Source organism: Nonomuraea roseoviolacea subsp. carminata, from assembly GCF_024172185.1.
In the GTDB taxonomy this organism is placed as follows: domain Bacteria; phylum Actinomycetota; class Actinomycetes; order Streptosporangiales; family Streptosporangiaceae; genus Nonomuraea; species Nonomuraea roseoviolacea.
Genome location: NZ_JAMZEC010000001.1, coordinates 3003446 through 3024464, shown reverse-complemented (window position 1 = coordinate 3024464; position 21019 = coordinate 3003446). Strand labels below are relative to the sequence as shown.

Below are 21019 nucleotides of genomic sequence, written 5' to 3'. Positions count from 1 at the left end.
GGGGCGCGTTCTCAGTTCCATGCTAGATCCTCGCGAGGTTCAACACGTTTCCTCAGCGCATAACGCGGGTAAACGCGGTGGGATTCAGGGGGAGGTTGTTGAACCGCTAGGGGTGACACAGCGCCGACGCGAGCCTGCCGAGGTCGACGTGCAGGCGGGCGAAGAGGACTGTTCGGGTCACGAGGGCCAACTATACGTGGCCCCTGGGGGTGCGCCGCCTCAGGGGCCGTTCACCTGGGTGGCCGTCGCGGAGCGGTAGAAGTGCCCCGGCTCCATGCCTGGTGAGCCGTACAGTTCCGGAACGGTGACGAAGGTGTAACCCTTCGCGCCCAGCTCCTTGAGGATGTCCGGAACCGCGTCCGCGGTCGCGCCGTTGGTGTCGTGCAGCAGGATGATCGCGTTGGGCCGGGCGCCGCTGACGGCACGGTGGGTGATCGTCGCCGGGTCCTCTCCGCGGCCCTCCGGATCCTCGGGCGTGTCGCGCGTGTCCACGTCCCAGCCGACCAGCGCCACGCCCACGCGGTGCGCCGCCTCCAGCACGTCGGGGCTCGCCACGCCGTACGGCGGGCGCGCCAGCGCGGGCATCCGCCCGGAGCCGTCCGTGATCACTTCCTGGGTGCGGCTGAGCCCGTCGATGATCCGGTTCAGCGGCAGCTTCGTCAGGTCGCGGTGCGCCCACGAGTGATTGCCGATCAGGTGGCCCTCGTCGTGCATGCGGCGCAGCACGGACGGGTTGGCCTCGGCATTGGTGCCGACGGCGAAGAACGTCGCCCGCGCGCCGCCGTCGCGCAGCGCGTCGAGCACGCGCGGCGTCTGGGGGCCGGGCCCGTCGTCGAAGGTCAGGGCGACGCACTTGGCCTTGGAACAGTCCACGTGCCGGTACGGCGGGCCCGCGGGGGCGGCGGCCTGGACGCCGGAGCCGGCCCGGGTCCCGGCGCCGACCGGCGGCTTGTCGTCCGGCCGCGCGGGGCTCGTGATCGGGGGAGCCTGGGCCGGTCCGTCCTCGGAACCGAGCGGGGGGAGGGCGGTCTTGCCGGACGCCGCGACGGCGGCGGCCTGGGCGAGCCGGCCCGTCGGCGACAGCAGCGGCTGGACCTGCCACGCCGGGACGGCCACCGCGACACGCCCGAGCGAGCAGGACCCGATCTCGCAGTCGTCGAACTCCACGACCAGGTCGCCCATCCGGTTGAAGGCCATCGAGTCGAGCCGGTCCGGGGTGGCCGTCACGGCGGAGCGGTCCACGGCCGCGCCGCGCGGCTCCAGGCCCTCCCGGACCAGCCGGGCCGCCTCCTGGACCGCCGGCTTGCCCGCGAGCAGGCCGGTCGCGCCGACGACCTGGTCGCGGTGCCGGTCGTACCAGAAGGTCCGGGTGGAGCGGGCCCAGCCGGCGCCGACGTACTCGCCGCTGCGCAGCCGTACCCCGACCACGTCGGGGGAGGCGGCGGTGAGCTCCCACTGCACGTTCAGCTCGGGGCGGCGCAGGGAGGGGCTGGTGAAGGCGCTCTCGCTGAGGTGGCCGCCGAGGGAGAGGGCGCGGGTGCCGCCCTTGGCCGGCGGCGGGCTGGACTTGAAGCCTTTGGCCGGCGGCCGGCTGGACTTGAAGCCCCTGGCCGGCGGCCGGCTCGATTTGAAGCCGTCGCCGCGGCCGGTGGAGCCCGTCCGGTAGCCGGCTCCGGAGTCCTGGTCCTTGTAGCCCGTGCCGGGGTCGCGGGGGCGGAGGGCGTCGGAGGAGGCGGCCGACACGACGGCGCGGAAGGCGTGCAGCTGCCGCTCGGCCTCCTTGTGCAGCGCGGTGCCGAGCGCCGGGGCGTCCTTGAGCTGCGGATAGGTGATGTGCACATACCGGCGTGCGCTCTCGCCCTCGCTCAGCGACTGGGAGGTGAGCCCGTTCACCGTCGCGGGGTTGACGTAGTCGAGGAGGGTGGGGTCCGCGGGCACGACGATGTTGCGCTCATGGGAGCCCGAGCTCAGGCCGCACCCGCCCGTCGCGAGGGCGAGCAGCGCGAGTCCACCAAGGAGGCGCAATTTGTGCATAGCTGCCAGGTTATGGTGGCGATCATCCCTTTTACACCGATTTGGGGGGATAGGTCCGGAGGTTTGACTGGGTTACGATCGGCATGTGGACGGCTACTTCGGGTCCTACGCGCTGGTCGCCGCGCTGTTCGCGATCGGCGTGGCCATCGTGGCCGGCGCCCTCATGGCCAACCGGCTGCTGCGGCCCACCCGGCCGACCCCCGAGAAGCTGACCTCGTACGAGTGCGGCGTCGATCCCGTGGGCGAGGGCTGGGCGCAGTCGCAGGTCCGCTACTACGTCTTCACGTACCTGTACGTGGTCTTCGCCGTGGACGCGGTGTTCCTGTTCCCGTGGGCGACGGTGTTCGACGCGCCCGGGTTCGGGCTGACCACGCTCGTCGAGATGTTCGTCTTCCTCGGCTTCATCGCGCTCGGCATCCTGTACGCCTGGCGCAAACGCGTCCTCACCTGGACCTGACCACCCGCTCGCGGGCCGGATCTACACCTGAGGCCGATCAGGCGGGACAATGGAGACATGGCAGCGACGGATCTCCCGATGCCCACCGTGGGGCCGGTCTCCCGGCTGGCGCCCAAGCCGATGCGCTTCGTCCTCAACTGGGGGCGGCGCTATTCGCTGTGGGTGTTCAACTTCGGGCTGGCGTGCTGCGCCATCGAGTTCATCGCCACGTCGATGAGCCGGCACGACTTCATCAGGTTCGGGGTCATCCCGTTCGCCAACGGCCCCCGGCAGGCCGACCTCATGATCGTCTCGGGCACCGTGACCGACAAGATGGCGCCGGCCGTCAAGCGCCTGTACGAGCAGATGCCCGACCCCAAGTACGTGATCTCCTTCGGCGCCTGCTCCAACAGCGGCGGCCCGTACTGGGACTCCTACTGCGTCACCAACGGCGTGGACCAGATCATCCCGGTCGACGTCTACGTCCCGGGTTGCCCGCCGCGGCCGGAGGCGCTGCTGTACGGGATCATGAAGCTTCAGGAGAAGATCGCGGGAGAGAAGCTCGGCGACCGCTACCTCTGGTCCCGCGCCCACGGCGCGCCCGAGTCCGGTTCCCTGGAGAGGCCCGGTTCTACGGAGAGGCCCGGTTCTACGGAGAGGCCCGGTTCTACGGAGAGGCCCGGTTCTACGGAGAGGCCCGGTTCTACGGAGAGGCCCGGTTCTACGGAGGGGCCCGGTTCTTCGGAGGGGCCCGGTTCTTCGGAGGGGCTTGGTTCTTCGGAAGGGCCCCGTTCTGCGGAGAGGCCCGGCTCTTCGGAGGGGGAGGCGTGAGCGCCGGCCGGCCCGCCGAGGAGACGGCCGCGCGCTTCGGCGACGACCGCGTCCGGACCACCGAGTCGTACGGCGAGACGACCCTCGACGTCACCGGCCCCGGCGACTGGATCGAGGTCCTGACCGCGCTCAGGGACTCCGGCTACGTCTTCTTCGACTGGCTGACCGGCGTGGACGAGCCGCCCGAGACGTTCGTGATCGTCGCTCACCTGTACGACCCGGTCGCCTGCCGTCGCGTGCTCGTGCGCACGAGCGTGCCGCGCGCCGAACCGCACCTGCCGTCGGCCGTCGGCGTGTTCCGGGGGGCCGACTGGCACGAGCGGGAGACGTACGAGATGTTCGGCATCGTCTTCGACGGCCACCCGAACCTGGTGCCGCTCCTGCTGCCCGACGGGTTCGAGGGATACCCGCTGCGCAAGGACTTCATCCTCGCCGCCCGGGTCGCCAAGGCGTGGCCGGGGGCGAAGGAGCCGGGAGAGTCGGGCCACGGCGCGCCGAGCCGCCGCAGGACCCTCCCGCCCGGGGTGCCGGCCGACTGGGGGACGGCTCCTGATGCGTGAGGAGCACGGCGGGCGACGCCCGAGGCGGGGAGAGAGCGGTGGACGACGTCCGAGCCGGGACATCGGTCGCCGGATGTTGATCATGTGATGCCCGACCCGTCCGACTAGGAGGCGCGCCCGATGCTTGACGTGGTGATCAGCTTCGTCGTGATCCTCGCCGTGTTCCTGGTCCTGCCGCTGATCGTGGGGCAGACCGAGCACAAGGTGATGGCCCACATGCAGTCGCGCCTCGGGCCGATGTACGCGGGAGGCTTCCACGGGTGGGCGCAGCTCATCGCCGACGGGGTGAAGTTCGCCCAGAAGGAGGACGTCATCCCGGCCGCCGCCGACCGGCGCATCTTCATGATCGCCCCCGGGGTGGCGCTGGTGCCGTACCTCGTCGTGATGATCGTCATCCCGATCGACCGGGGCCGCGTCGCGGTGGACCTGGACCTCGGCCTGTTCTTCGTGCTCGCGGTGATGGGCATCGGCGTGCTCGGCTCGATCATGGCCGGATGGGCCTCGGCCAACAAGTACAGCGTGCTCGGCGGCATGCGCGCGGCCGCGCAGCTCATGTCGTACGAGCTGCCGCTGGTGCTGGCCGCCTCGTCCGTCGCGATGGCCGCCGGCACGCTGTCCCTGCCCGGGATCGTCGAGGCGTGGCAGTGGTGGTGGCTGCCGTGGCAGGCCATCGGCGGCGTGGTCTTCTTCCTGGCCGGGCTCGCCGAGCTGCGGAGGCCGCCGTTCGACATGCCCATCGCCGAGTCCGAGATCATCATGGGCCCGATGACCGAGTACACCGGCATGCGCTTCGCCCTGTTCATGCTGTCGGAGTACGTCGGGATCGTGGTGCTGTCGTTCCTGACGACGGTGCTCTTCCTGGGCGGCTGGCACGGCCCGCTGCTGCCGGGCTGGCTGTGGACCCTTGTGAAGGTGTTCGCGCTGGCGTTCGTGGTGATCTGGCTGCGGGTCAGCTTTCCCCGGCTGCGGGAGGATCAGCTGCAGAAGCTGGCCTGGGTGGGGTTGGTGCCGCTGGCCCTGGTGCAGCTCGCGCTGACGGGCGTGGTGAAGGTCCTCACCTGACGGGCGGGCGGGCGCCGGGGAGGCGATCGCTCGCCCGGGAACGCGCCCTTCTTGGACATGCGCCCCCGGAGACAGCCCCCCTCCGCCTTGATCTGCACCGTCCCTCGACCCGTGACCTCCCTCGGCCCGGCGATAAATCCGTCGCATCCACCCGACGCGGTCCTGTTACATGTCCGGCATGCTGACGATGGGACACCTGCCCGCATGACGATCCTCGACGACCTGACCCTGGCCCGCCTCCACGACGCCTACCTTCAGGCGTTCGCCGACCAACCCGGCCCCCTCTTCGGCCGGCGGCGCTTCCAGTGGATGTTCACCCACGGCTCGCCCGGCCAGCGACAGGAGATTCGCGTGGTCGAGGAGGACGGCGAGCTTGTGGGCTGCTACCGGCTGCGGTTCCCCGAGTACGACAACACGCACATCGCCTGGCTGGATCCGCTGTTCGTACGGCCGGACCGGCGCGGACGCGGCCTCGGCACCCGACTGCTGGACGAGGCGGCCGAGCGGGTGCGCGTCAACGGCCGCAGCCTGCTGTTCGTGGAGACTCCCACCGAGGGGTCCGGTGCCCGCTTCGCCGTGGCGCACGGCTTCACGGTGTCGGTGGCGGAGGCCCGCCGCACCCTCGACCTGCGTACGGCCGACTGGGCGGGCTTCCAGCGGATGCTGCCCCAGGTCGAGGGCTACGCGGTCGAGCTCTGGACCGGCCCGACCGCGCCGGAACGCCTGGCCGACCTGGGCGCGGTGATGGCCGGCATGAACGACGCCCCGACGGACGCGAGCATGGAGCACGCCCACTTCGACACGGAGCGCGTCCGCGCCCATGAGGAACAGATCGTGCCGGGTGGGCTCGACTGCTACACCGCGATGGCCCGGCGAGTCAGTGACGGCGCGCCGGCCGGGTTCACCCGCATCTTCCTCGACGCGGAAAGGCAGGACGGCTGGGCGCTCCAGACCGACACCGCCGTGCTCCGCCCGCACCGCGGCCACCGCCTCGGCCTCCTCCTCAAGCTGGCGAACCTGCTGTGCATGCGGGAGCGCGAACCGCAGCTTGAGCGGGTCATCACATGGAACGCCAGGTCCAACGCCCACATGCTGGCGATCAACGAGGCGATGGGCTTCGAGCTGCTGGACGAGTGGAACACCTGGCGCCTGCCCCTCTGACCGTGAGTTCGACGGGCGTGGTCGGCCACGCGGAGGAATCGACCTCCGGCGACCACGCGGTACACGGGCCAGGTGGCGGGCTGGAGGAGTTCGACCTCGATGGCCGGTACGCCGAGCGCCTCCTGTTCCGGGCCGTGCTTTTCCGGGCCGGGGACGCGGCGGTGCCGGCGGGCTGCTGTCGCCCGGCTCAGAGCCGGTCCATCGCGTCGTCCAGCTCCACAAGGAACTTGTCGACCGCGCTCGTGTCCAGGCTCGGGGAGGTGATCGAGAATCTGGGGAAGATCTTGATTCCGTTCGAGGAGGTCCCCGCGCGGACAGGGGCCCCGCCCCTCCAGCCCTGCGGTGATCCGGTTGATCAGAGCGTCGACCTGCCGCGCGCTGTAGCCCTGGGGTGCGACAGGAAAGTGGGTGCCGCGGACGACCCGCACCCGCACCCGGACCTGGACCCGGACCCGGAGGGAACGGATGACCCACAGGAAGCGGTTGCGGATCAGATCAATCGCTGACGAGGTGAGAATGTCCGCTCACTCCATCAATGAATGATCGCCAACATCACATCCGCAGCCACCGGACGATCCTCGGGAGCCTTCTGAAGGCACGCCCCCACGATCTTCCGTAAGCCCGGTGGCAACGGCGACAGGTCCGGATGGAACGTCAGCACCCTGTGGAAAACCGCCGGCACCGTGTCCTCGCCGAACGCCGGCCGTCCCGTGGCCGCGAACATCATCGTCACCCCCCAGCTGAACACGTCCGACGAAGCCCCCACCACTGCCCCCGTCAACTGCTCGGGCGACATGTACGGCGGGGTGCCGACCATCTTCCCCGACGTCACCGTCGTCTGGTCGAGCGCCCGAGCGATGCCGAAGTCGATCACCCGCGGCCCGTCGTTGCCGATCAGCACGTTGCTCGGCTTGAAGTCACGATGCACGATTCCGGCCTTGTGGATGGCCGCGAGCGCCCCGGCTGTGGATAACGCCAGCCGCGTGAGGCTGTCCTCGTCGCGCGGCCCGTGGTTGCGCACGAGTTGCTCCAGCGACGGCCCCTCCACGTACTCGCTGACGATGTACGCGTGCTGCCCGCTGATGTTCACGTCCAGCACCCGGGCTGTGGAAAACGTCGCGACCCGCCGCGCCACCTCGACCTCGCGGGCGAAGCGGGCGCGAGCCGTCTCGTCGACCAGGTCGTGCAGCACCTTCACCGCCACACGCGCGCCGTTGGGCGCCTGCGCCAGGTAGACGGCGCCCTGCCCGCCTCGGCCGAGCGATCGCAGCACGCGGTAATGCCCGATCCACTCCGGCTCCCCGGGATTCCGCTGATGGTGCGTCGGCGCGGTGGTGCGGTGGTGGATGTCGGGAACGGGAGTGTGCCCGAACGGGCTCCGGCGCAGGTCGGGCGGGGTCTGACGCGGGGCCGGGCTCTGGTGGAGGTCGGGCGCGGAATGGCGTGAGGCCGGGCTCTGTCGCAGGTCAGGCGGAGGGATGTACGAGGGCGGCGGACCGGGGTGATGGGTCTTGGCCATGAACTGAGGCTGGCTCAGGTGGCGCGCCCTGACCATGCGCGGCACGAGGATCGCGGAGTGGATGACGCCGCCCAGCCAGGTCACCACCAGGGCGAGCGAGATGAGCGAGGACATCGGCTCAGGGATGTCCTCGAAGTTGTCGTACGCGAAGATGAAGATGAGGAACGAGCCCGCGCACACGGTGTAGAACGCGGCGGCGATCATCTGCCACAAGCTGCGCAGCCAGAACGCCGCGAACCCGATGGTGAGCGGCGTCAGCATCCCGCACGTCAACAGCGGCAGGGCGGCCCACAGCACCGCAGCGGCCCATGCCAGGCCGCTGGGACCGCGCGTCCGGCTGTTCAACATGCCGGAAGGCTATCGCCCCACTCTGGCTCATATCGGCTGTGGAGCCATCTTGTGGATAACCTCCCGATAACCTGTGGATAGCTGTGGAAAAACTGGGGACAACGCGACCGGCGCATTCACGTGCGCGGCCAAGTGCGCAATGATGATGACCATGGCGCGGATACCGGGTGTTGGGTTGGCGAAGGGACTCTCCGTCACCCTCCGGCACATGCTGCGCAAATCCGTCACCCAGCAATATCCCGAGGTCAAGCCGGATCTGCCTCCGCGTAGCCGCGGCGTCATCGCCCTGGTCGAGGAGAACTGCACCTCCTGCATGCTCTGCGCCCGCGAATGCCCCGACTGGTGCATCTACATCGACTCGCACAAGGAGACCCTCCCGGCGCCGGAGGGCGGCCGCCCGCGTCAGCGCAACGTCCTCGACCGCTTCGCCATCGACTTCTCCCTGTGCATGTACTGCGGGATCTGCATCGAGGTGTGCCCGTTCGACGCGCTGTTCTGGTCTCCCGAGTTCGAGTACGCAGAGGGCGACATCCGCAACCTGCTGCACGAGAAGGACCGTCTCGCCGCCTGGGTGCCCACGGTGCCGCCCCCTCCGGCCCACGACCTCGGCGCCGAACCCCCCAAGGAACTCGCCGCCGCCCCCCGCCGCCCCGCCGCAGGCCCCCGGGCGGCAGGCGCACCTGCCGGTCCTCGCGCGGCAGGCACTCCCACCGTTCCCCGCACGGGGGATACGCCCGCCGCTGCCCGCACAGGGGGCACGACCTCCACCACCCCAGCACCGGGGACGTCGCCCGAAGCCTCTGCGGCAGGTACGCCTTCCGACACGCCTTCCGAAGTCCGCCCGTCGGACGCGCTCGGCGTCGGCACCCCCGCCCGAGAGGGGGTCCGACCCCCGGCTGTTGCGGAGGATTCGGACGAATCGGAACGTCCCTCCGCTCCCCGTACTGCGGAGTCACGTGCCACTCCCACCACGGAGGACGTTTCCAGGGAGGACGTTGCCAGGGGAGACGCCCCCAGGGAGGACGTCCGCACCGCCGAGACGCAGGGTCCCGGACCTTCGCCGGCCACGTTCACCCCCGAGTCCGGCTCCGAGGATCCCGCTCAGGCCACGCCCACGCCCGAGTCGCGCTCCGCCGATATCGCGCCGACCACGCCGACGCCCGAGTCGAGTTCCGCCGGTCCCGCGCAGGGCGCTCCGACGGCTGAGCCCCGCGCGGCCACCGAATCGACGCAGCCCACCCCCGGGACCCCCGGGACCCCCGGACCCTCGTCTCAGACCCAGGAGCCAGGACAGACAACAGGAGCGGACGAGTCGGCAACAGGAGCGGACAAGCCGGGCCGCTCGGCGGGGGCCCCTGAGCGGCCGGCCCGAGCCGCGGGCAGAACACGTATGGCGAACATCCGTGGCATCCGCCCGCCTGGCGCCCTGCCGTCACGTCCCTCGCCTGCGGACAAGCCGGTCCCGCAACCCATCCCAGAAGAGAACCCCGCAGAGGCATCCGAGGGCGACATTTCTGCAGCGACCCCCCAGAAGCCCCAGAAGTCTGCTGGGTCGGGCAGCGATGATCCTGCCTCCCCAAAGCCCGCACAGACGGAAGAAAACGGTCCAAGCGCGGAAACCGCCCAAGGCGCCCAAGGGGAAGGCGGGGCGGCCCTGGAGCCGTCATCCACAGCCCCTTCATCCGGCGAAGAGTTGTCCACAGGCTCGGGCGAGCCGCAGCCGAACCCCGATCCAGAAGAGCAGACTTCTGGCCCGAGGCCGCGCAGGCGCCGGATGGCCGATCCTCGCTCCATCCGCCCGCCCGGGCGTCTCGACCCTGACGACCCAAGGGAGCCTGAGGAGGAGTAGTGACCGAGGCGGTGCCCTCCTATCTGTCACCCACCGGGCAAGAGATCGTGTTCTTGCTGCTGGGTGCGGTGGCGGTCGGATCGGCGCTGCTCGTCGTCACGACGCGCCAGCTCGTCCACGCGGCCCTGTGGCTCGTGGTCTGCTTCGGCGCGCTCGCCGGGTGCTACCTCGTGCTGACGGCGGAGTTCGTCGCCTGGGTGCAGGTGCTCATCTACGTGGGCGCCGTGGTGGTGCTCATGCTGTTCGGCATCATGCTCACCCGGGCCCCGATCGGCCGCTCCGCCGACCTCGACAGCGGCAACCGGCTCGTCGCCGCGCTGGTCGCCGTGGCCACGGCCGCCGTCCTGGTGACGGTGGTGATCGACGGTTTCCGTACGGCCTACGCGCCCCTCAAGCCCGGCATGGGCGCGGCCAAGGAACTCGGCGCCAGCGTGTTCAGCACGTGGGTGCTGCCCTTCGAGGCGCTGTCGGTGCTGCTGCTGGCCGCCCTGATCGGCGCCATCGTCCTGTCCCGCACGGACATCCCGGGCGGTGGCTCCCCGTCCTCGGCGGCGCCGTCCGCCGATCGGGAGGCTTCCATCCGACCGCCCGGCTCTCCTCCGCTCCACCCTCACGGGCCCGGAAACGAGCCCCACGCGACAGACCAACCGTCCAGCAGCCCTGAGTCGCCGACGCACCGGACCGGGGAGCGCTGATGCACATCGTCTACCCGGCCGTCGTGTCGGCGCTCCTGTTCTCCATCGGCGTGTACGGCGTGCTCGCCCGTCGCAACACGATCCTGGTGCTGATGTCCGTCGAGCTGATGCTCAACGCCGTCAACCTCAACCTCGTCGCGTTCGACGTGTGGCTGCGCGACCGGCTGCACAGCGGTCAGGTGCTCACGCTGTTCGTCATCGTCATCGCGGCGGCGGAGGTGGGCCTCGGCCTGGCCATCATCCTGGCGCTCTACCGCAACCGCAGAACCGTGGACATCGACCGCCTTCGCGACCTGTCCGAGCCGCCGACCTACGGCATGACCCCATCCACCAACTCGCCCGGAGCCGCACCGACCACCCCTTCCCCGGGAGCCGCGGAGAGCGTCCCGTCCCCGAAAGGCGGACCGACCACCCCTTCTCCGCAAGCCGCACAGAGCGCCGGCTCCCCGAAGGCTGCACGCACCGCTCAGTCCCCGCCAGCCGCAACGAGCGCAAAGTACCCGCAGGCTGCCGCGAGCGCCGCCCCGGAGACCACGGTCAGCGCCTACACCCCACCAGCCGCATCCAGCGCCCAGCACTCTTCCTCTTCGGAGGTCGCATCCAGCGCCCGCCCTTCGGAAGCCGCGTCGAGCGCCGAGCCCGAAGACGCTGACGGGACCACCCGGCCGACCGATCAGCCCGCCACGCCGCAAAACGGCGACCCGGCAACCCAGCAAGAACGCGACGCCAAGCGAGGAGGCAACCGATGACGACCTTCCCGCTCATTGCCGTGCTCCTGCCGTTCGTCGCCGCCGCGGCCGGCCTGCTCCTCTCCCGCGCCCGTCGGCCGAGCCGCCGCACAGCATCCATCGGCCAGGCCGGCGAGCCGGACGACCGGGGAGCGCATCGGCGGGCGGCCTGGTTCGCCGTGCTGCCCACCGCCGCCTCCGCCGTGCTGGCCATCGCGCTCGCCTGGGCCCCAGGCTTCGCGTATCTCGCGGACGCCGCTCCCGGACGGCCCGTGGGCCACACCTACGGCACGATCGTCACCGGCGGCATCCCCATCTCCCTGACGCTCCAGGCCGACGACCTCTCCGCCGTCCTGGGCGTCCTGGTCACGCTGGTCGCGCTGGCCGTACAGGTCTACTCCGTGGGCTACCTCCACGACGACCCGCGCTACCCCTCCTACAGCGCGTTCGTCAGCCTCTTCACCAGCGCGATGCTGCTCGTCGTCTACGCCGGCGACCTCCTCGTCCTCTACGTGGGCTGGGAGATCATGGGGCTCTGCTCGTACCTGCTCATCGGCCACTGGTGGGAGGAGCGCGCCAACTCCCGTGCGGCGGTCAAGGCGTTCCTGGTCACCCGGCTCGGCGACGTCGGGTTCCTGTTCGGGCTGTTCACGCTCGGCGTCGCCGCGGGCAGCTTCCGCGTCTCCGACGTGCTGTCCAGGGTGCCCGAGATGTCCACGGCCACGCTCGTGACCGCCACCATGCTGCTGCTCGCGGGGGTGGCGGGCAAGAGCGCCCAGGTGCCGCTGCACACCTGGCTGCCCGACGCCATGGCCGGCCCCACGCCGATCAGCGCACTGATCCACGCCGCCACCATGGTCGCCGCCGGCATCTTCATCGTGGCCCGGCTCTTCCCGGCGTTCCTCGCCGCCCGGCCCACCCTCGACGTGCTGGCCGTCATGGCGGCCCTCGGCATGCTCGGCGCCGCCCTGGCGGCGCTCGCCCAGGACGACCTCAAACGCGTGCTCGCCTACTCCACGATCAGCCAGCTCGCCTACATGGCGGGCGGCCTGGCGGCCGGCTCGGCGAAAGCCGCGATCTTCCACCTGCTCACCCATGGCGCGTTCAAGGCGCTGCTCTTCCTGTGCGCGGGCGTCGTCATCCACCACATCGGCTCCAACCTGATGAGCCGGATGGGCGGCCTGCGGCGATCGCTGCCGGTGACGTTCGCGGCGATGACCGTGGGATTCGCCGCGCTGATGGGCCTGCCGCCGGCCAGCGGCTTCTTCAGCAAGGACGCCGTGCTGGCGGCCATGGACGGCGCGCTCGCCGGCGGCGGGCTCACCGACGCCGCCGCCCTGCTCCTGTACGGCTGCGCGCTCGCGACCGTCGCCGTCACCGGCGCGTACGCCACCAGAGCGTGGCTGCGCACGTTCTTCGGCGAGAGCAGAGCCGTCGTCGCCCTCCCCGAGCCCGAACCGGGCACGGCTCACGTCATCGACGTGCGGGAGGGGCCGCCGACGATGCTCGTGCCGGTCGCGCTGCTCGCGGTGCCGGCGTTGCTGCTCGGGTTCGCCGGCAGCGTCCACGTCGACCTCGGGGTGGCGGCGGTCGGGGTGGCACTGGCCGTGCTCGGCGCCGGAGTGGTGTACGCGGTCTGGCGCTCGGCGCCGCTCGCCGATCCGGCCCGGCTGCTGGGGCCGCTGCGCGTGCCGTGCGAGCGCGCGTTCTACGTGGACACCGTGTACGCCGCCGTGTTCGCGAGGCCCGTGCTGGCCATGGCCCGCCTGGTCGTCAGGACCGACGACGTGGTGGTCGACGGCGCCGTACGCGGCTCCGGCCAGGCGGCGCGCGGGCTGTCGGGGCTGCTCCGCCTCGCCCAGAACGGCAACGTCCAGCTCTACGTGAGCGGGCTGCTCGCCGGGCTGCTGCTGATCGCGGTGGGGGCGGTGATGTTCACATGATGGACCGGCTCCAGGTCGAACCCGGCGTCGCGGGCCGACGAGATGCGGCGGTGGTGTCCCCATGACGGGTCGTCCGATCGGGTGCGGATCCGGCGTCGCTGGTCGGGGTGATGCGGCGGTGGTGTCCCCATGATGGGCTGGCTTCCCGTCACGCTGCTCGCGGTGCCGCTGTTCGGCGCGCTGCTCCTGCTCGTCGCCCCGGCCGCGCTCCGCCCGGCGCTGCCGCTGTACGGGCAGGCGGTCTCGGGGCTCGCGCTGGTGCTTGCCGTGGTGATGGTGGCGGCGTTCGACTACGGGCGCACGGCGACACCGCAGTACACCGTCGACCTGCCATGGATCCCCGGGCTCGGCCTGCGCTTCCACCTCGGCGTGGACGGGATCTCGTTGCCGCTGGTCGCGCTGACGGCCCTGCTCACGTTCCTCTGCTTCGCCTACCTGGGGTGGGGCCGGGGGCGGGGGCCCGGACGACTCATGAGGACGCGGCCGAGAGCGCTGGTGTTCACGCTGCTGGTGCTCGAAGTCGGCATGGTCGGCACCTTCCTGGCACTCGACCTGCTGCTGTTCTTCGTGTTCTTCGAGATCGTGCTCATCCCCATGTACTTCCTCATCGCCGTCTGGGGCGGCAAGGGACGTCGCGGGGCGGCGACCAAGTTCATCCTCTACACCCTGCTCGGCTCCGTGGTGATGCTGGTCGGCCTGCTGTTCATCTGGTCGCAGACCGACACGCTGGACATCGTCGCCCTCGCCCGCGCGCACGGCGCGGGTATGTCGCGCGGTGCGCAGATCGTCGCGTTCGCGACGGTCGGGCTCGGTCTCGCCGTCAAGACGCCGATGTGGCCGCTGCACACCTGGCTCCCGGACGCCCACACCGAGGCGCCGACGGCCGGCTCCGTCCTGCTGGCCGGCGTGCTGCTGAAGATGGGCACGTACGGCTTCGCCCGGATCGCCATCCCGGTCCTGCCGGAGGGCGCGGTGGCCGCGGCGCCCTGGCTCGGGGCGCTGGCCGTGGTCGGCATCGTGTACGGCGCCCTGGCCTGCCTCGCCCAGCGCGACCTGAAACGCATGATCGCCTACTCGTCGGTGGGTCACATGGGGTTCGTGCTGCTGGGGTTCGCGACGCTGACGACGGTGGGCGTCAACGGGGCCCTGTTCGCCAACGTCGCCCACGGACTGATCACCGGCCTGCTGTTCTTCCTCGCCGGCTCGATCAAGGACCGGTACGGCACAGCCGACATGCCGTCCCTGGGCGGCGGCATGCTCGCGACGCTTCCGCACCTGGGCGCGGTGCTGACGTTCGCGTCGATCGCGTCGCTGGGCCTGCCGGGGCTGGCCGGGTTCTGGGGCGAGATGCTGGCCCTGCTCGGGGCGTTCCGGCCCGGGGACGGGCTACCGAGGGGGCTGTTCCTGACGTACATGGTGATCGGCGGGCTGGGCGCGGTGCTGACGGCGGCGTACTTCCTCGTCATGCTCTCGCGCGTCACCCACGGCCGTCCCTCCCGCCCGCGTCCGGTCCTGGTGGGGGCGGGAGCGACGGCGGGGGCCCCGGGTGGCCCGGGGGAGAGCACGGCCCTGGCCGCGGAGGCGCAGGCGGGGGATGCGGACGCGCTGATGGGAGGCCAAGGCGGGCTGACGGGAAACCCGGGCGGGCCGGAGGGAGCCTTTGGTGGGCCGGTGGGAGGCTTGGGCGGGCCGGAAGGAGCTTTTGGTGGGCCAGCGGGAGGCCCGGACGTGCCGGTGGGAGCCTGGGACGTGCCGGAGGGAGGCTCAGGCGGGGCGGCGGGAGGCTCTGGCGGGCTTGAGGGGAGGCCCGGCGGACTTGAGGGGCCCGGCGGAGAGGTCGGCGCCCTCGGTGGCGGCCGCGGCAGGCCCGCGGTCACCGGCGGGTTCGGTGGTGACGAGGCTGGTGCGGGCGGTGGGCCGCCGCGGGACATCCGGCCGTACGAGCTGGTCGCCTGGGTGCCGCTGATCGTCCTGATCCTGCTGTTCGGGCTCTGGCCCGGATTGCTGCTGTCGCTCACGACGCCGGCCGTGCAGACGCTCCTGGGAGCCCTGTCATGATCCAGCAGATCGACTACTTCGTCATCGCCCCGCCGCTCGTGCTCGCGGTCGTGGCCGGGCTCGTGCTTCTCCTCGACGCCTTCCTGCCCGCCGGTCCGAGGGTCAGGACGGGGCTGGGCCTGACGGCCATCGGGGGCGTGGTCGTGGCGCTCGGCTTCGTCGTGGCCCAGTCCGTACGGCTCGGGCAGACAGGACAGGACGGCCAGGGGCTGGCCACGTTCTGCGTACCCGGAAGCCTGGTCCGGGCAGTGTCCGGGACGGGACCCACCGGCGCGTCCCAGACCGGCGACGCGTCGCAGGTGGCCGGGGCGTCGCGGCAGGCCGCGGCCCTGTGCTCGTTCGTGGCGGACCGGTTCACGCTGGTCGTCGCCGGGTTGGTCCTGGTCGCGGCGCTGGTCGTCGTGCTGATGTCCATGTCGGAGCTGGCCGCGGGAGCGATACCCGCCGGGGAGTGGTACTTCCTCCTGCTCTGCGTCATCATCGGGGCCGTGACGCTGCCCGCGTCGCGCGATCTGGTCATGCTGGTGGTCGCGCTGGAGCTGGTGTCGCTGCCGGTCTTCGCGCTCACGGCGCTGAAACGGTACGACGGGCGGGCCTCGGAGGCCGCGGTCAAGCTGTTCGTCGTCTCGGTCGTGTCCACGGCGATCATGCTGTTCGGTGTGTCGCTGTTGTACGGCATCGGCGGCACGGTGTACCTCTCCCGCCTGGCGGACATCTTCAGCGGTGCCGTCCCCGCGCCGGGGCTGGCGGGCTCGTCCTCCCCGGAAGCCCTGGCGGCGTCCCCGGCGTCCGGCGTCATCACGGTGGGGGTCGTGCTGGTGCTGGCAGGGTTCGCGTTCAAGATCGCCGCGGTGCCCTTCCACGCCTGGGCGCCCGACGTCTACCAGGGCGCCCCGGTGCCGGTCGCCGCGCTGCTGTCGGTGATCTCGAAGGCGGCGGGGTTCGCGGGGCTGATCCTGCTGCTCACCACCGCGCTCTCCGGACAGTCCGTGACCTGGACGCCGGTCGTCGCCGTCATCGCGGCGCTCACCATGACGGTGGGCAACCTGCTGGCCCTGCGACAGCGCTCCGCCGTACGCCTACTGGCGTGGTCGTCGGTCGCCCAGTCCGGGTACATCCTGGCCCCGCTGGCGGTCGCCGCCCAGGCCACCGAGAGAGTCGCCGCGGCGGGGTCGTCGGGGTCTTCCTCCTTGATGGGCGTGGCGGGTCATGTGTCCGCAGCCGGCTCCTGGACGGGGGCGGCAGGACAGGTGTCCGAGGTGGGTCCGTGGGCGGGTCCGGTGTCTGGAGTGGGTCCGTGGGCGGGTCAGGTGTCCGGGGTGGGTCCGTGGGCGGGTCCGGTGTCTGGAGTGGGTTCCTGGGCGGGTCAGGTGTCCGGGGTGGGGCAGGTGCCCGGGGCAGGTTCCTGGACGGGCCATGTGTTCGGGGCGGCGGGTGTGCCGGGGGCCGGGGTGTTCGGGTCGGTGGGGGCGCAGGGGGGTGAGGTGTTGGTGAGCGGGCCGGTCGGGGCGTCCTTGGCCTATCTCGTCATCTACGCCGCCATGAACCTCGGCGCGTTCGCCGTCGTCATGCTCGTGTCCCGGACGTCCGCGCGCAACGAGTTGGACGACTATCGCGGCCTCGCCTATCGCAGCCCGGTCGCGGGTCTGTCGCTGGCGTTCTGCCTCGTGTGCCTGGCGGGTCTGCCGCCCGGGTTGGCTGGGTTGTTCGCCAAGGTGGTGGTCTTCCGCGAGATCGTCAACGGCGGGGCGGGGTGGCTGGCGGTGGTCATGGCCGTGAACACGGTGATCGGGCTCTACTACTACGTGGCGTGGGCCGCCCGGGTCCTGACCCCGGCGCCGGCGCCGATCGGCAGGCGCGCGGTCCCTGCCACCTGGGTGGCCGTCGGGCTGGCGGTCGCGATCACGGTGATGTTCTCGGTGGCGCCTCAGCTGGTGTTCGACCTGACCTCGTAGTCGGCTTCCAGGGGGAGGTCGGGGTCGCGGCTTCGTCGTGGTCTTGCGGGAGGCCTTCCACGTCGGCAGCGCCCGAACGCGTACCGATCCCGGAGGACGAGGGATCCGCGTCCCGGTCCTCCCATCGCCCACCCCGCCCGGCTTCGCGTCTCCCTCGGCTCCGCGTCCTGCTCGGCTCCGCGTCCTGCTCGGCTTCGCATCCGCCTGGCTTCACGTTCCGCCTGTTTCGAGGCGCGTCTGGTCCCGAGGCGCCTCCGGCTCCGAGGTGTCCCTTCCCGAGGTGGGTCCGGTCCGAGGTGCGCCCGGCGCCGAGGTGCGTCCCGCTCCTAGGTCTTCCGTCCCGAGGCATGTGCGGCTTCGAGCTGCGTCCGGTTTCGAGGCACGCCCGGTCCCCTGAGGCGCGCCCAGCCTGTTCCTCGCCCCGCCCCGTCCCAAGCGGTCGGCCTTGAGTCCTGCCTTCGCCTCTGCTCCAGGCCCAGGCCCTGGCCCGCGCCCAGTCCCGGGCCGTTGCTGTTCCACGTCCGGGGTGTCGGTGCGGGAATTGAGGCAGTGCTGAGGTGGTCTTGAGGATTGCTGAACGTTCGGGTGCGAAATGTCGTTTTATGTGTTCCTCAACGAGGCTCGTGAGCGCCGGGCGTGCGGGGCCGGGCGTGCGTCGCGTCATGGTGGTCTACGGCACGCGGCCAGAGGCGATCAAGATCGCCCCCCTGGTCGTCGGGCTCGCCGAGGCGGCGCTCTTCGAGCCGGTCGTCGTCGTCACAGGGCAGCACCGCGAGCTGCTCGACCAGGTTCATGAGACGTTCGGCATCGAACCGGACGCCGATCTCGGGATCATGCGGCAGGGACAGACGCTCGCCGAGTTGACGAGCCGGGCGGTGTCCGGGCTGGACGGGCTCGTGGCCGCGTGCCGTCCCGACGCGGTCGTCGTGCAGGGGGACACGACGACCACGCTGGCCGGAGCGCTCGCGGCCTTCTACCACCAGGTGCCGGTCGTGCACCTGGAGGCCGGGTTGCGCAGCGGTGATCTGTTCTCGCCGTTCCCGGAGGAGGCGAACCGCTGCCTGACGAGCCGGATCGCCACCCTTCACCTGGCGCCGACCTCCGACAGCGCGGGCAACCTCCTCCGTGAGGGCGTGCCCGCGGAGTCGGTCGTCGTCACCGGGAACACGGTGGTCGACGCGCTCCTGAAGAGCACCTCCACGGTTCACGGGTACAGGGAACCGAGGCTGGCCGGGCTGGACGACGACGGTCGGCGCGTCATCGTGGTCACCGCGCACCGCCGGGAGTCCTGGGGACACCGGATGGAGGGCATCGCGCGGGCCCTGTCACGGCTGGCGGCGGCCGGCCGGCGGGACGTGCGCCTCGTCTTCCCCATGCATCCGAACCCTGAGCTGCGGCGCACCCTGCTCCCGCGCCTCGGCCGGCATCCGAACATCACCCTCACCGAGCCGCTGCACTACGGCGACTTCGCCCGCCTGCTGCGCCGCTCGTACCTCGTGCTCACCGACAGCGGCGGGATCCAGGAGGAGGCGCCGAGCCTGGACAAGCCGGTGCTGGTGATGCGCGACACCACGGAACGTCCCGAGGCGATCCGCACCGGTGCGGCACGGCTGGTGGGGACCGAGGAGGACGGCATCGTGGCCGGTGTCAGCGGCCTGCTGCACTCGCCCGAGGAGTACCGGCGCATGGCGCGGGCGCGCAACCCCTACGGCGACGGGCGGGCCACCGAGCGGGTGCTGGCGGCGCTGGCCCACCTCTTCGGCCTCGGCCCGCGGCCGGTTCCGTTCGGCGTGCTGCCCGAACAGCACGATCGGACCGAGACCGCGGCGGCCCGAAGCGCTTCAAGGGTGGTGGCCCGATGAGCGATCCGGGGCGCGCGAAGGGCGATCGGGAGACGAGCGGTCCCGGGCGTGCGGCGAGGGATCACGCGATGGGCGGTCCGGGGCGTGCGGCGAGGGATCACGCGATGGGCGGTCCGGGGCGTGCGGCGAGGGATCACGCGATGGGCGGTGGCAACGGCCGGCCGGACGGGCCCCGGCGGCACACCGGTCTCAGGTGGCTGGCGGCGCTGCTGATGAGCGGCCTCGTCGTGTCGGGCGCCAGCCTGGGGATCTTCTCCGGCAAGGAGCAGGCGACCCTGCCGGGCCCCCGTACCTGGCCGGCGTGCAGCACGGACGGCCCGGCAGCACCGGGCGGCCAGGACACGGTCCCGGCGGTGGCCGCCGCGGTGCGCGGCGGCATGGAGGGGAAGGGCGTGCACCGGCCCGTCCCGGGCGGGAGAGCCGCGACCTCGACGCTGATCGCCGTGGACGACGCCGACGGCCCCGCCGCGTTCCAGGTGTACGCGACCCGCGCCGCCAACCTGGTGTCCCACTTCGGCCCGGTACGGGTGATCGGGACGAGCGCCTACCGGGCCGGCATGCTCGGCAGACACAGGGCCCTGGTGTACGTGGGCATGTCGAACGTCCAGCGCCTCCCATCGGCCCTGCGCCACGACGTGCTCGCCGGCCGTGGACCCGTCCTCTGGCTGGGCGGCAACATCGGCACGCTCACCACCCCCGACCGCTTCGCCCGGCGTTACGGCTGGCGGTGGGGCGGCTCGGGCCTGGCGCCCCACCGGGTTCCGCGCCAGGGCCCCGAGGCCCGGCCGCCGCTCCCGCGGTCCGGACAGGTGCGCGCCGCGGATCGGGGCCTGACGGACGTCAGCGGCGTCCGGTACAAGGGAGTGCTGCTGAGCCGCGACCCCTCCCAGGGCCCGATCGGCACGTTCGCCGACCTCGATCCGCGCAGGGCGCGCGTCCTGGCCACGGCGGTCACGGCGGACGGCCGGACGCGTCCCTGGGCCGTCAGGTCCGGCAACCTCACCTACGTCGCCGAGGTCGCGGTGAACATCGACGAGGACGACGACCGCTTCCTGGCCGTGTCCGACCTGCTGTTCGACCTGCTCGCGCCCGGCACGCCGGCCCGCCATCGCGCCCTGGTCCGCCTGGAGGACCTCGGGCCGCAGGCCGACCCGGAGGCCATCCGCGCGGCGGGCGAGACGCTGTACCGGCTCGGCGTCCCGTTCAGCTTCGGCGTCATCCCGATCTACCGCGGACCGCTGCCCGACGGCCCGAAGCGCAAGACCATCCGCCTGCGGGACCGCCCGGAGCTGGTGCGGGCCCTGGTCTACCTGCTGGACCACGGCGGCACGATGGTCCTGCACGGCTACACCCACCAGTCGGACGGCCCGCCCAACCCCACCAACGGGGAGACCGGCCAGGACTTCGAGTTCTTCCGCACGCACTTCGCCGCCGGGCAGCAGCTCGTCTACGACGGCGCGATCCACGGCGACTCGTCCGCCTGGATGGAACACCGTATCGACCAGGCGTTGGCCGAGGTCCGCGCGGCCGGCCTGCCGCAGCCGCGCATCTTCGAGGTGCCGCACTACGCCGCCTCGCCGGCCGACTACCGCGTCATCGCGCGCCGGTTCGCCGCCCGCTACGACCGCGGCTCCTACTTCACCCCGGGCTGGCAGGGCCACGCGCCGGTGTCGCCGTACATGGACGAGCAGTTCGCCCCGTACGTGATCCGCGACGTCTACGGCAGCGTCGTCATCCCGGAAAGCCTGGGCCTGGTGGAGCTGCGCCCGACCGAGGACGACGACGGCACGCCCGCGACGATCCTGGAGAAGGCCCGCGCGCAGCTCGTGGTGCGCGACAACGTCGCGGGCTTCTTCTACCACCCCTTCCTCGGCACCGACCGGCTGGAGCGCATCGTCGGCCGGATGCGGTCGATGGGATACCAGTTCGTGGCGCCCTGCCGGTTGTGAGGAAACGGAGATGAGCGGCATACCGGTTG

The 21019-nt window shown here is 71.6% G+C and carries 16 protein-coding genes and 1 pseudogene; 14 read left to right on the top strand and 3 right to left on the bottom strand.

The window, feature by feature from the left end:
• Positions 1 to 106: 106 nt before the first annotated feature.
• Entirely contained in the window at positions 107 to 181 is a 75-nt protein-coding gene (locus HD595_RS47225) for a putative leader peptide (protein WP_355437855.1), read from the bottom strand.
• A gap of 38 nt (positions 182 to 219) precedes the next feature.
• Positions 220 to 2034 (bottom strand): polysaccharide deacetylase family protein, encoded by a 1815-nt coding sequence (locus HD595_RS13950; protein ID WP_253769056.1) that lies wholly within the window; start codon positions 2032 to 2034, stop codon positions 220 to 222.
• 85 nt (positions 2035 to 2119) lie between these two features.
• Here HD595_RS13950 and HD595_RS13945 point away from each other — a divergent pair, with 85 nt between their 5' ends.
• The 6 genes from HD595_RS13945 (at position 2120) to HD595_RS13920 (ending at position 6590) form a co-directional block, all read left to right on the top strand.
• Entirely contained in the window at positions 2120 to 2491 is a 372-nt protein-coding gene (locus HD595_RS13945) for an NADH-quinone oxidoreductase subunit A (RefSeq protein ID WP_175604426.1), read from the top strand.
• Between the two features lie 57 nt (positions 2492 to 2548).
• The gene (locus HD595_RS47365; RefSeq protein WP_308211140.1) at positions 2549 to 3301 is read left to right on the top strand and encodes an NADH-quinone oxidoreductase subunit B; all 753 of its coding nucleotides are present in this window, start codon (positions 2549 to 2551) and stop codon (positions 3299 to 3301) included.
• Positions 3298 to 3861: an NADH-quinone oxidoreductase subunit C gene (locus tag HD595_RS13935; protein WP_253769054.1), complete on the top strand. Its 564-nt coding sequence runs from the start codon at positions 3298 to 3300 to the stop codon at positions 3859 to 3861. Before HD595_RS47365 ends, HD595_RS13935 begins: the two co-directional genes overlap by 4 nt.
• A 120-nt stretch (positions 3862 to 3981) precedes the next feature.
• Positions 3982 to 4923, top strand: coding sequence for an NADH-quinone oxidoreductase subunit NuoH (nuoH, locus tag HD595_RS13930; protein ID WP_253769052.1), 942 nt, complete (start codon positions 3982 to 3984; stop codon positions 4921 to 4923).
• 204 nt (positions 4924 to 5127) lie between these two features.
• Positions 5128 to 6084: a GNAT family N-acetyltransferase gene (locus HD595_RS13925; protein WP_253769049.1), complete on the top strand. Its 957-nt coding sequence runs from the start codon at positions 5128 to 5130 to the stop codon at positions 6082 to 6084.
• Between the two features lie 2 nt (positions 6085 to 6086).
• Entirely contained in the window at positions 6087 to 6590 is a 504-nt protein-coding gene (locus HD595_RS13920) for a hypothetical protein (RefSeq protein ID WP_253769046.1), read from the top strand.
• A gap of 26 nt (positions 6591 to 6616) precedes the next feature.
• Here the strand turns inward: HD595_RS13920 and HD595_RS13915 are convergent, their stop codons facing one another.
• The gene (locus HD595_RS13915; RefSeq protein WP_253769044.1) at positions 6617 to 7951 is read right to left on the bottom strand and encodes a serine/threonine-protein kinase; all 1335 of its coding nucleotides are present in this window, start codon (positions 7949 to 7951) and stop codon (positions 6617 to 6619) included.
• A gap of 139 nt (positions 7952 to 8090) precedes the next feature.
• Between HD595_RS13915 and HD595_RS13910 the strand changes: the two genes are divergently transcribed.
• The 8 genes and pseudogenes from HD595_RS13910 to HD595_RS13875 all read left to right on the top strand — a co-directional run bounded on the left by HD595_RS13910 (position 8091) and on the right by HD595_RS13875 (position 20990).
• Positions 8091 to 9800, top strand: a complete 1710-nt coding sequence (locus HD595_RS13910; protein WP_308211139.1) for a NuoI/complex I 23 kDa subunit family protein — start codon at positions 8091 to 8093, stop codon at positions 9798 to 9800.
• The gene (locus HD595_RS13905) at positions 9800 to 10495 is read left to right on the top strand and encodes an NADH-quinone oxidoreductase subunit J family protein (protein ID WP_253769041.1); all 696 of its coding nucleotides are present in this window, start codon (positions 9800 to 9802) and stop codon (positions 10493 to 10495) included. The genes HD595_RS13910 and HD595_RS13905 overlap by 1 nt, the downstream gene beginning before the upstream one ends.
• Positions 10495 to 10776 (top strand): annotated as a pseudogene (gene nuoK, locus HD595_RS13900) (NADH-quinone oxidoreductase subunit NuoK); the annotation flags it as partial. The gene HD595_RS13905 and the pseudogene nuoK, both read left to right, overlap by 1 nt.
• A gap of 464 nt (positions 10777 to 11240) precedes the next feature.
• Complete coding sequence (locus HD595_RS13895) at positions 11241 to 13166, top strand: NADH-quinone oxidoreductase subunit 5 family protein (protein ID WP_253769038.1); 1926 nt, start codon at positions 11241 to 11243, stop codon at positions 13164 to 13166.
• A gap of 132 nt (positions 13167 to 13298) precedes the next feature.
• The gene (locus HD595_RS13890) at positions 13299 to 15224 is read left to right on the top strand and encodes a complex I subunit 4 family protein (RefSeq protein ID WP_253781156.1); all 1926 of its coding nucleotides are present in this window, start codon (positions 13299 to 13301) and stop codon (positions 15222 to 15224) included.
• Positions 15221 to 17179, top strand: a complete 1959-nt coding sequence (locus HD595_RS13885; protein ID WP_253769030.1) for an NADH-quinone oxidoreductase subunit N — start codon at positions 15221 to 15223, stop codon at positions 17177 to 17179. Before HD595_RS13890 ends, HD595_RS13885 begins: the two co-directional genes overlap by 4 nt.
• Positions 17180 to 17802: 623 nt before the next feature.
• On the top strand, positions 17803 to 19041 hold the full coding sequence (gene wecB / locus HD595_RS13880; RefSeq protein WP_308211136.1) for a non-hydrolyzing UDP-N-acetylglucosamine 2-epimerase: 1239 nt from the start codon (positions 17803 to 17805) through the stop codon (positions 19039 to 19041).
• A 140-nt stretch (positions 19042 to 19181) separates the two neighbouring features.
• Positions 19182 to 20990, top strand: coding sequence for a DUF2334 domain-containing protein (locus tag HD595_RS13875; protein WP_253769028.1), 1809 nt, complete (start codon positions 19182 to 19184; stop codon positions 20988 to 20990).
• The last annotated feature ends 29 nt before the right edge of the window (positions 20991 to 21019 follow it).

What these genes read in the sequence shown, in the direction of transcription:
- HD595_RS13950 (WP_253769056.1), bottom strand. Translation starts at nt 2,034, where the DNA reads ATGCACAAATTGCGCCTCCTTGGTGGACTCGCGCTGCTCGCCCTCGCG.
- HD595_RS47365 (WP_308211140.1), top strand. Translation starts at nt 2,549, where the DNA reads ATGGCAGCGACGGATCTCCCGATGCCCACCGTGGGGCCGGTCTCCCGG.
- nuoH (WP_253769052.1), top strand. Translation starts at nt 3,982, where the DNA reads ATGCTTGACGTGGTGATCAGCTTCGTCGTGATCCTCGCCGTGTTCCTG.
- HD595_RS13925 (WP_253769049.1), top strand. Translation starts at nt 5,128, where the DNA reads ATGACGATCCTCGACGACCTGACCCTGGCCCGCCTCCACGACGCCTAC.
- HD595_RS13915 (WP_253769044.1), bottom strand. Translation starts at nt 7,951, where the DNA reads ATGTTGAACAGCCGGACGCGCGGTCCCAGCGGCCTGGCATGGGCCGCT.
- HD595_RS13910 (WP_308211139.1), top strand. Translation starts at nt 8,091, where the DNA reads ATGATGATGACCATGGCGCGGATACCGGGTGTTGGGTTGGCGAAGGGA.
- HD595_RS13895 (WP_253769038.1), top strand. Translation starts at nt 11,241, where the DNA reads ATGACGACCTTCCCGCTCATTGCCGTGCTCCTGCCGTTCGTCGCCGCC.
- HD595_RS13890 (WP_253781156.1), top strand. Translation starts at nt 13,299, where the DNA reads ATGGGCTGGCTTCCCGTCACGCTGCTCGCGGTGCCGCTGTTCGGCGCG.
- HD595_RS13885 (WP_253769030.1), top strand. Translation starts at nt 15,221, where the DNA reads ATGATCCAGCAGATCGACTACTTCGTCATCGCCCCGCCGCTCGTGCTC.
- HD595_RS13875 (WP_253769028.1), top strand. Translation starts at nt 19,182, where the DNA reads ATGGGCGGTGGCAACGGCCGGCCGGACGGGCCCCGGCGGCACACCGGT.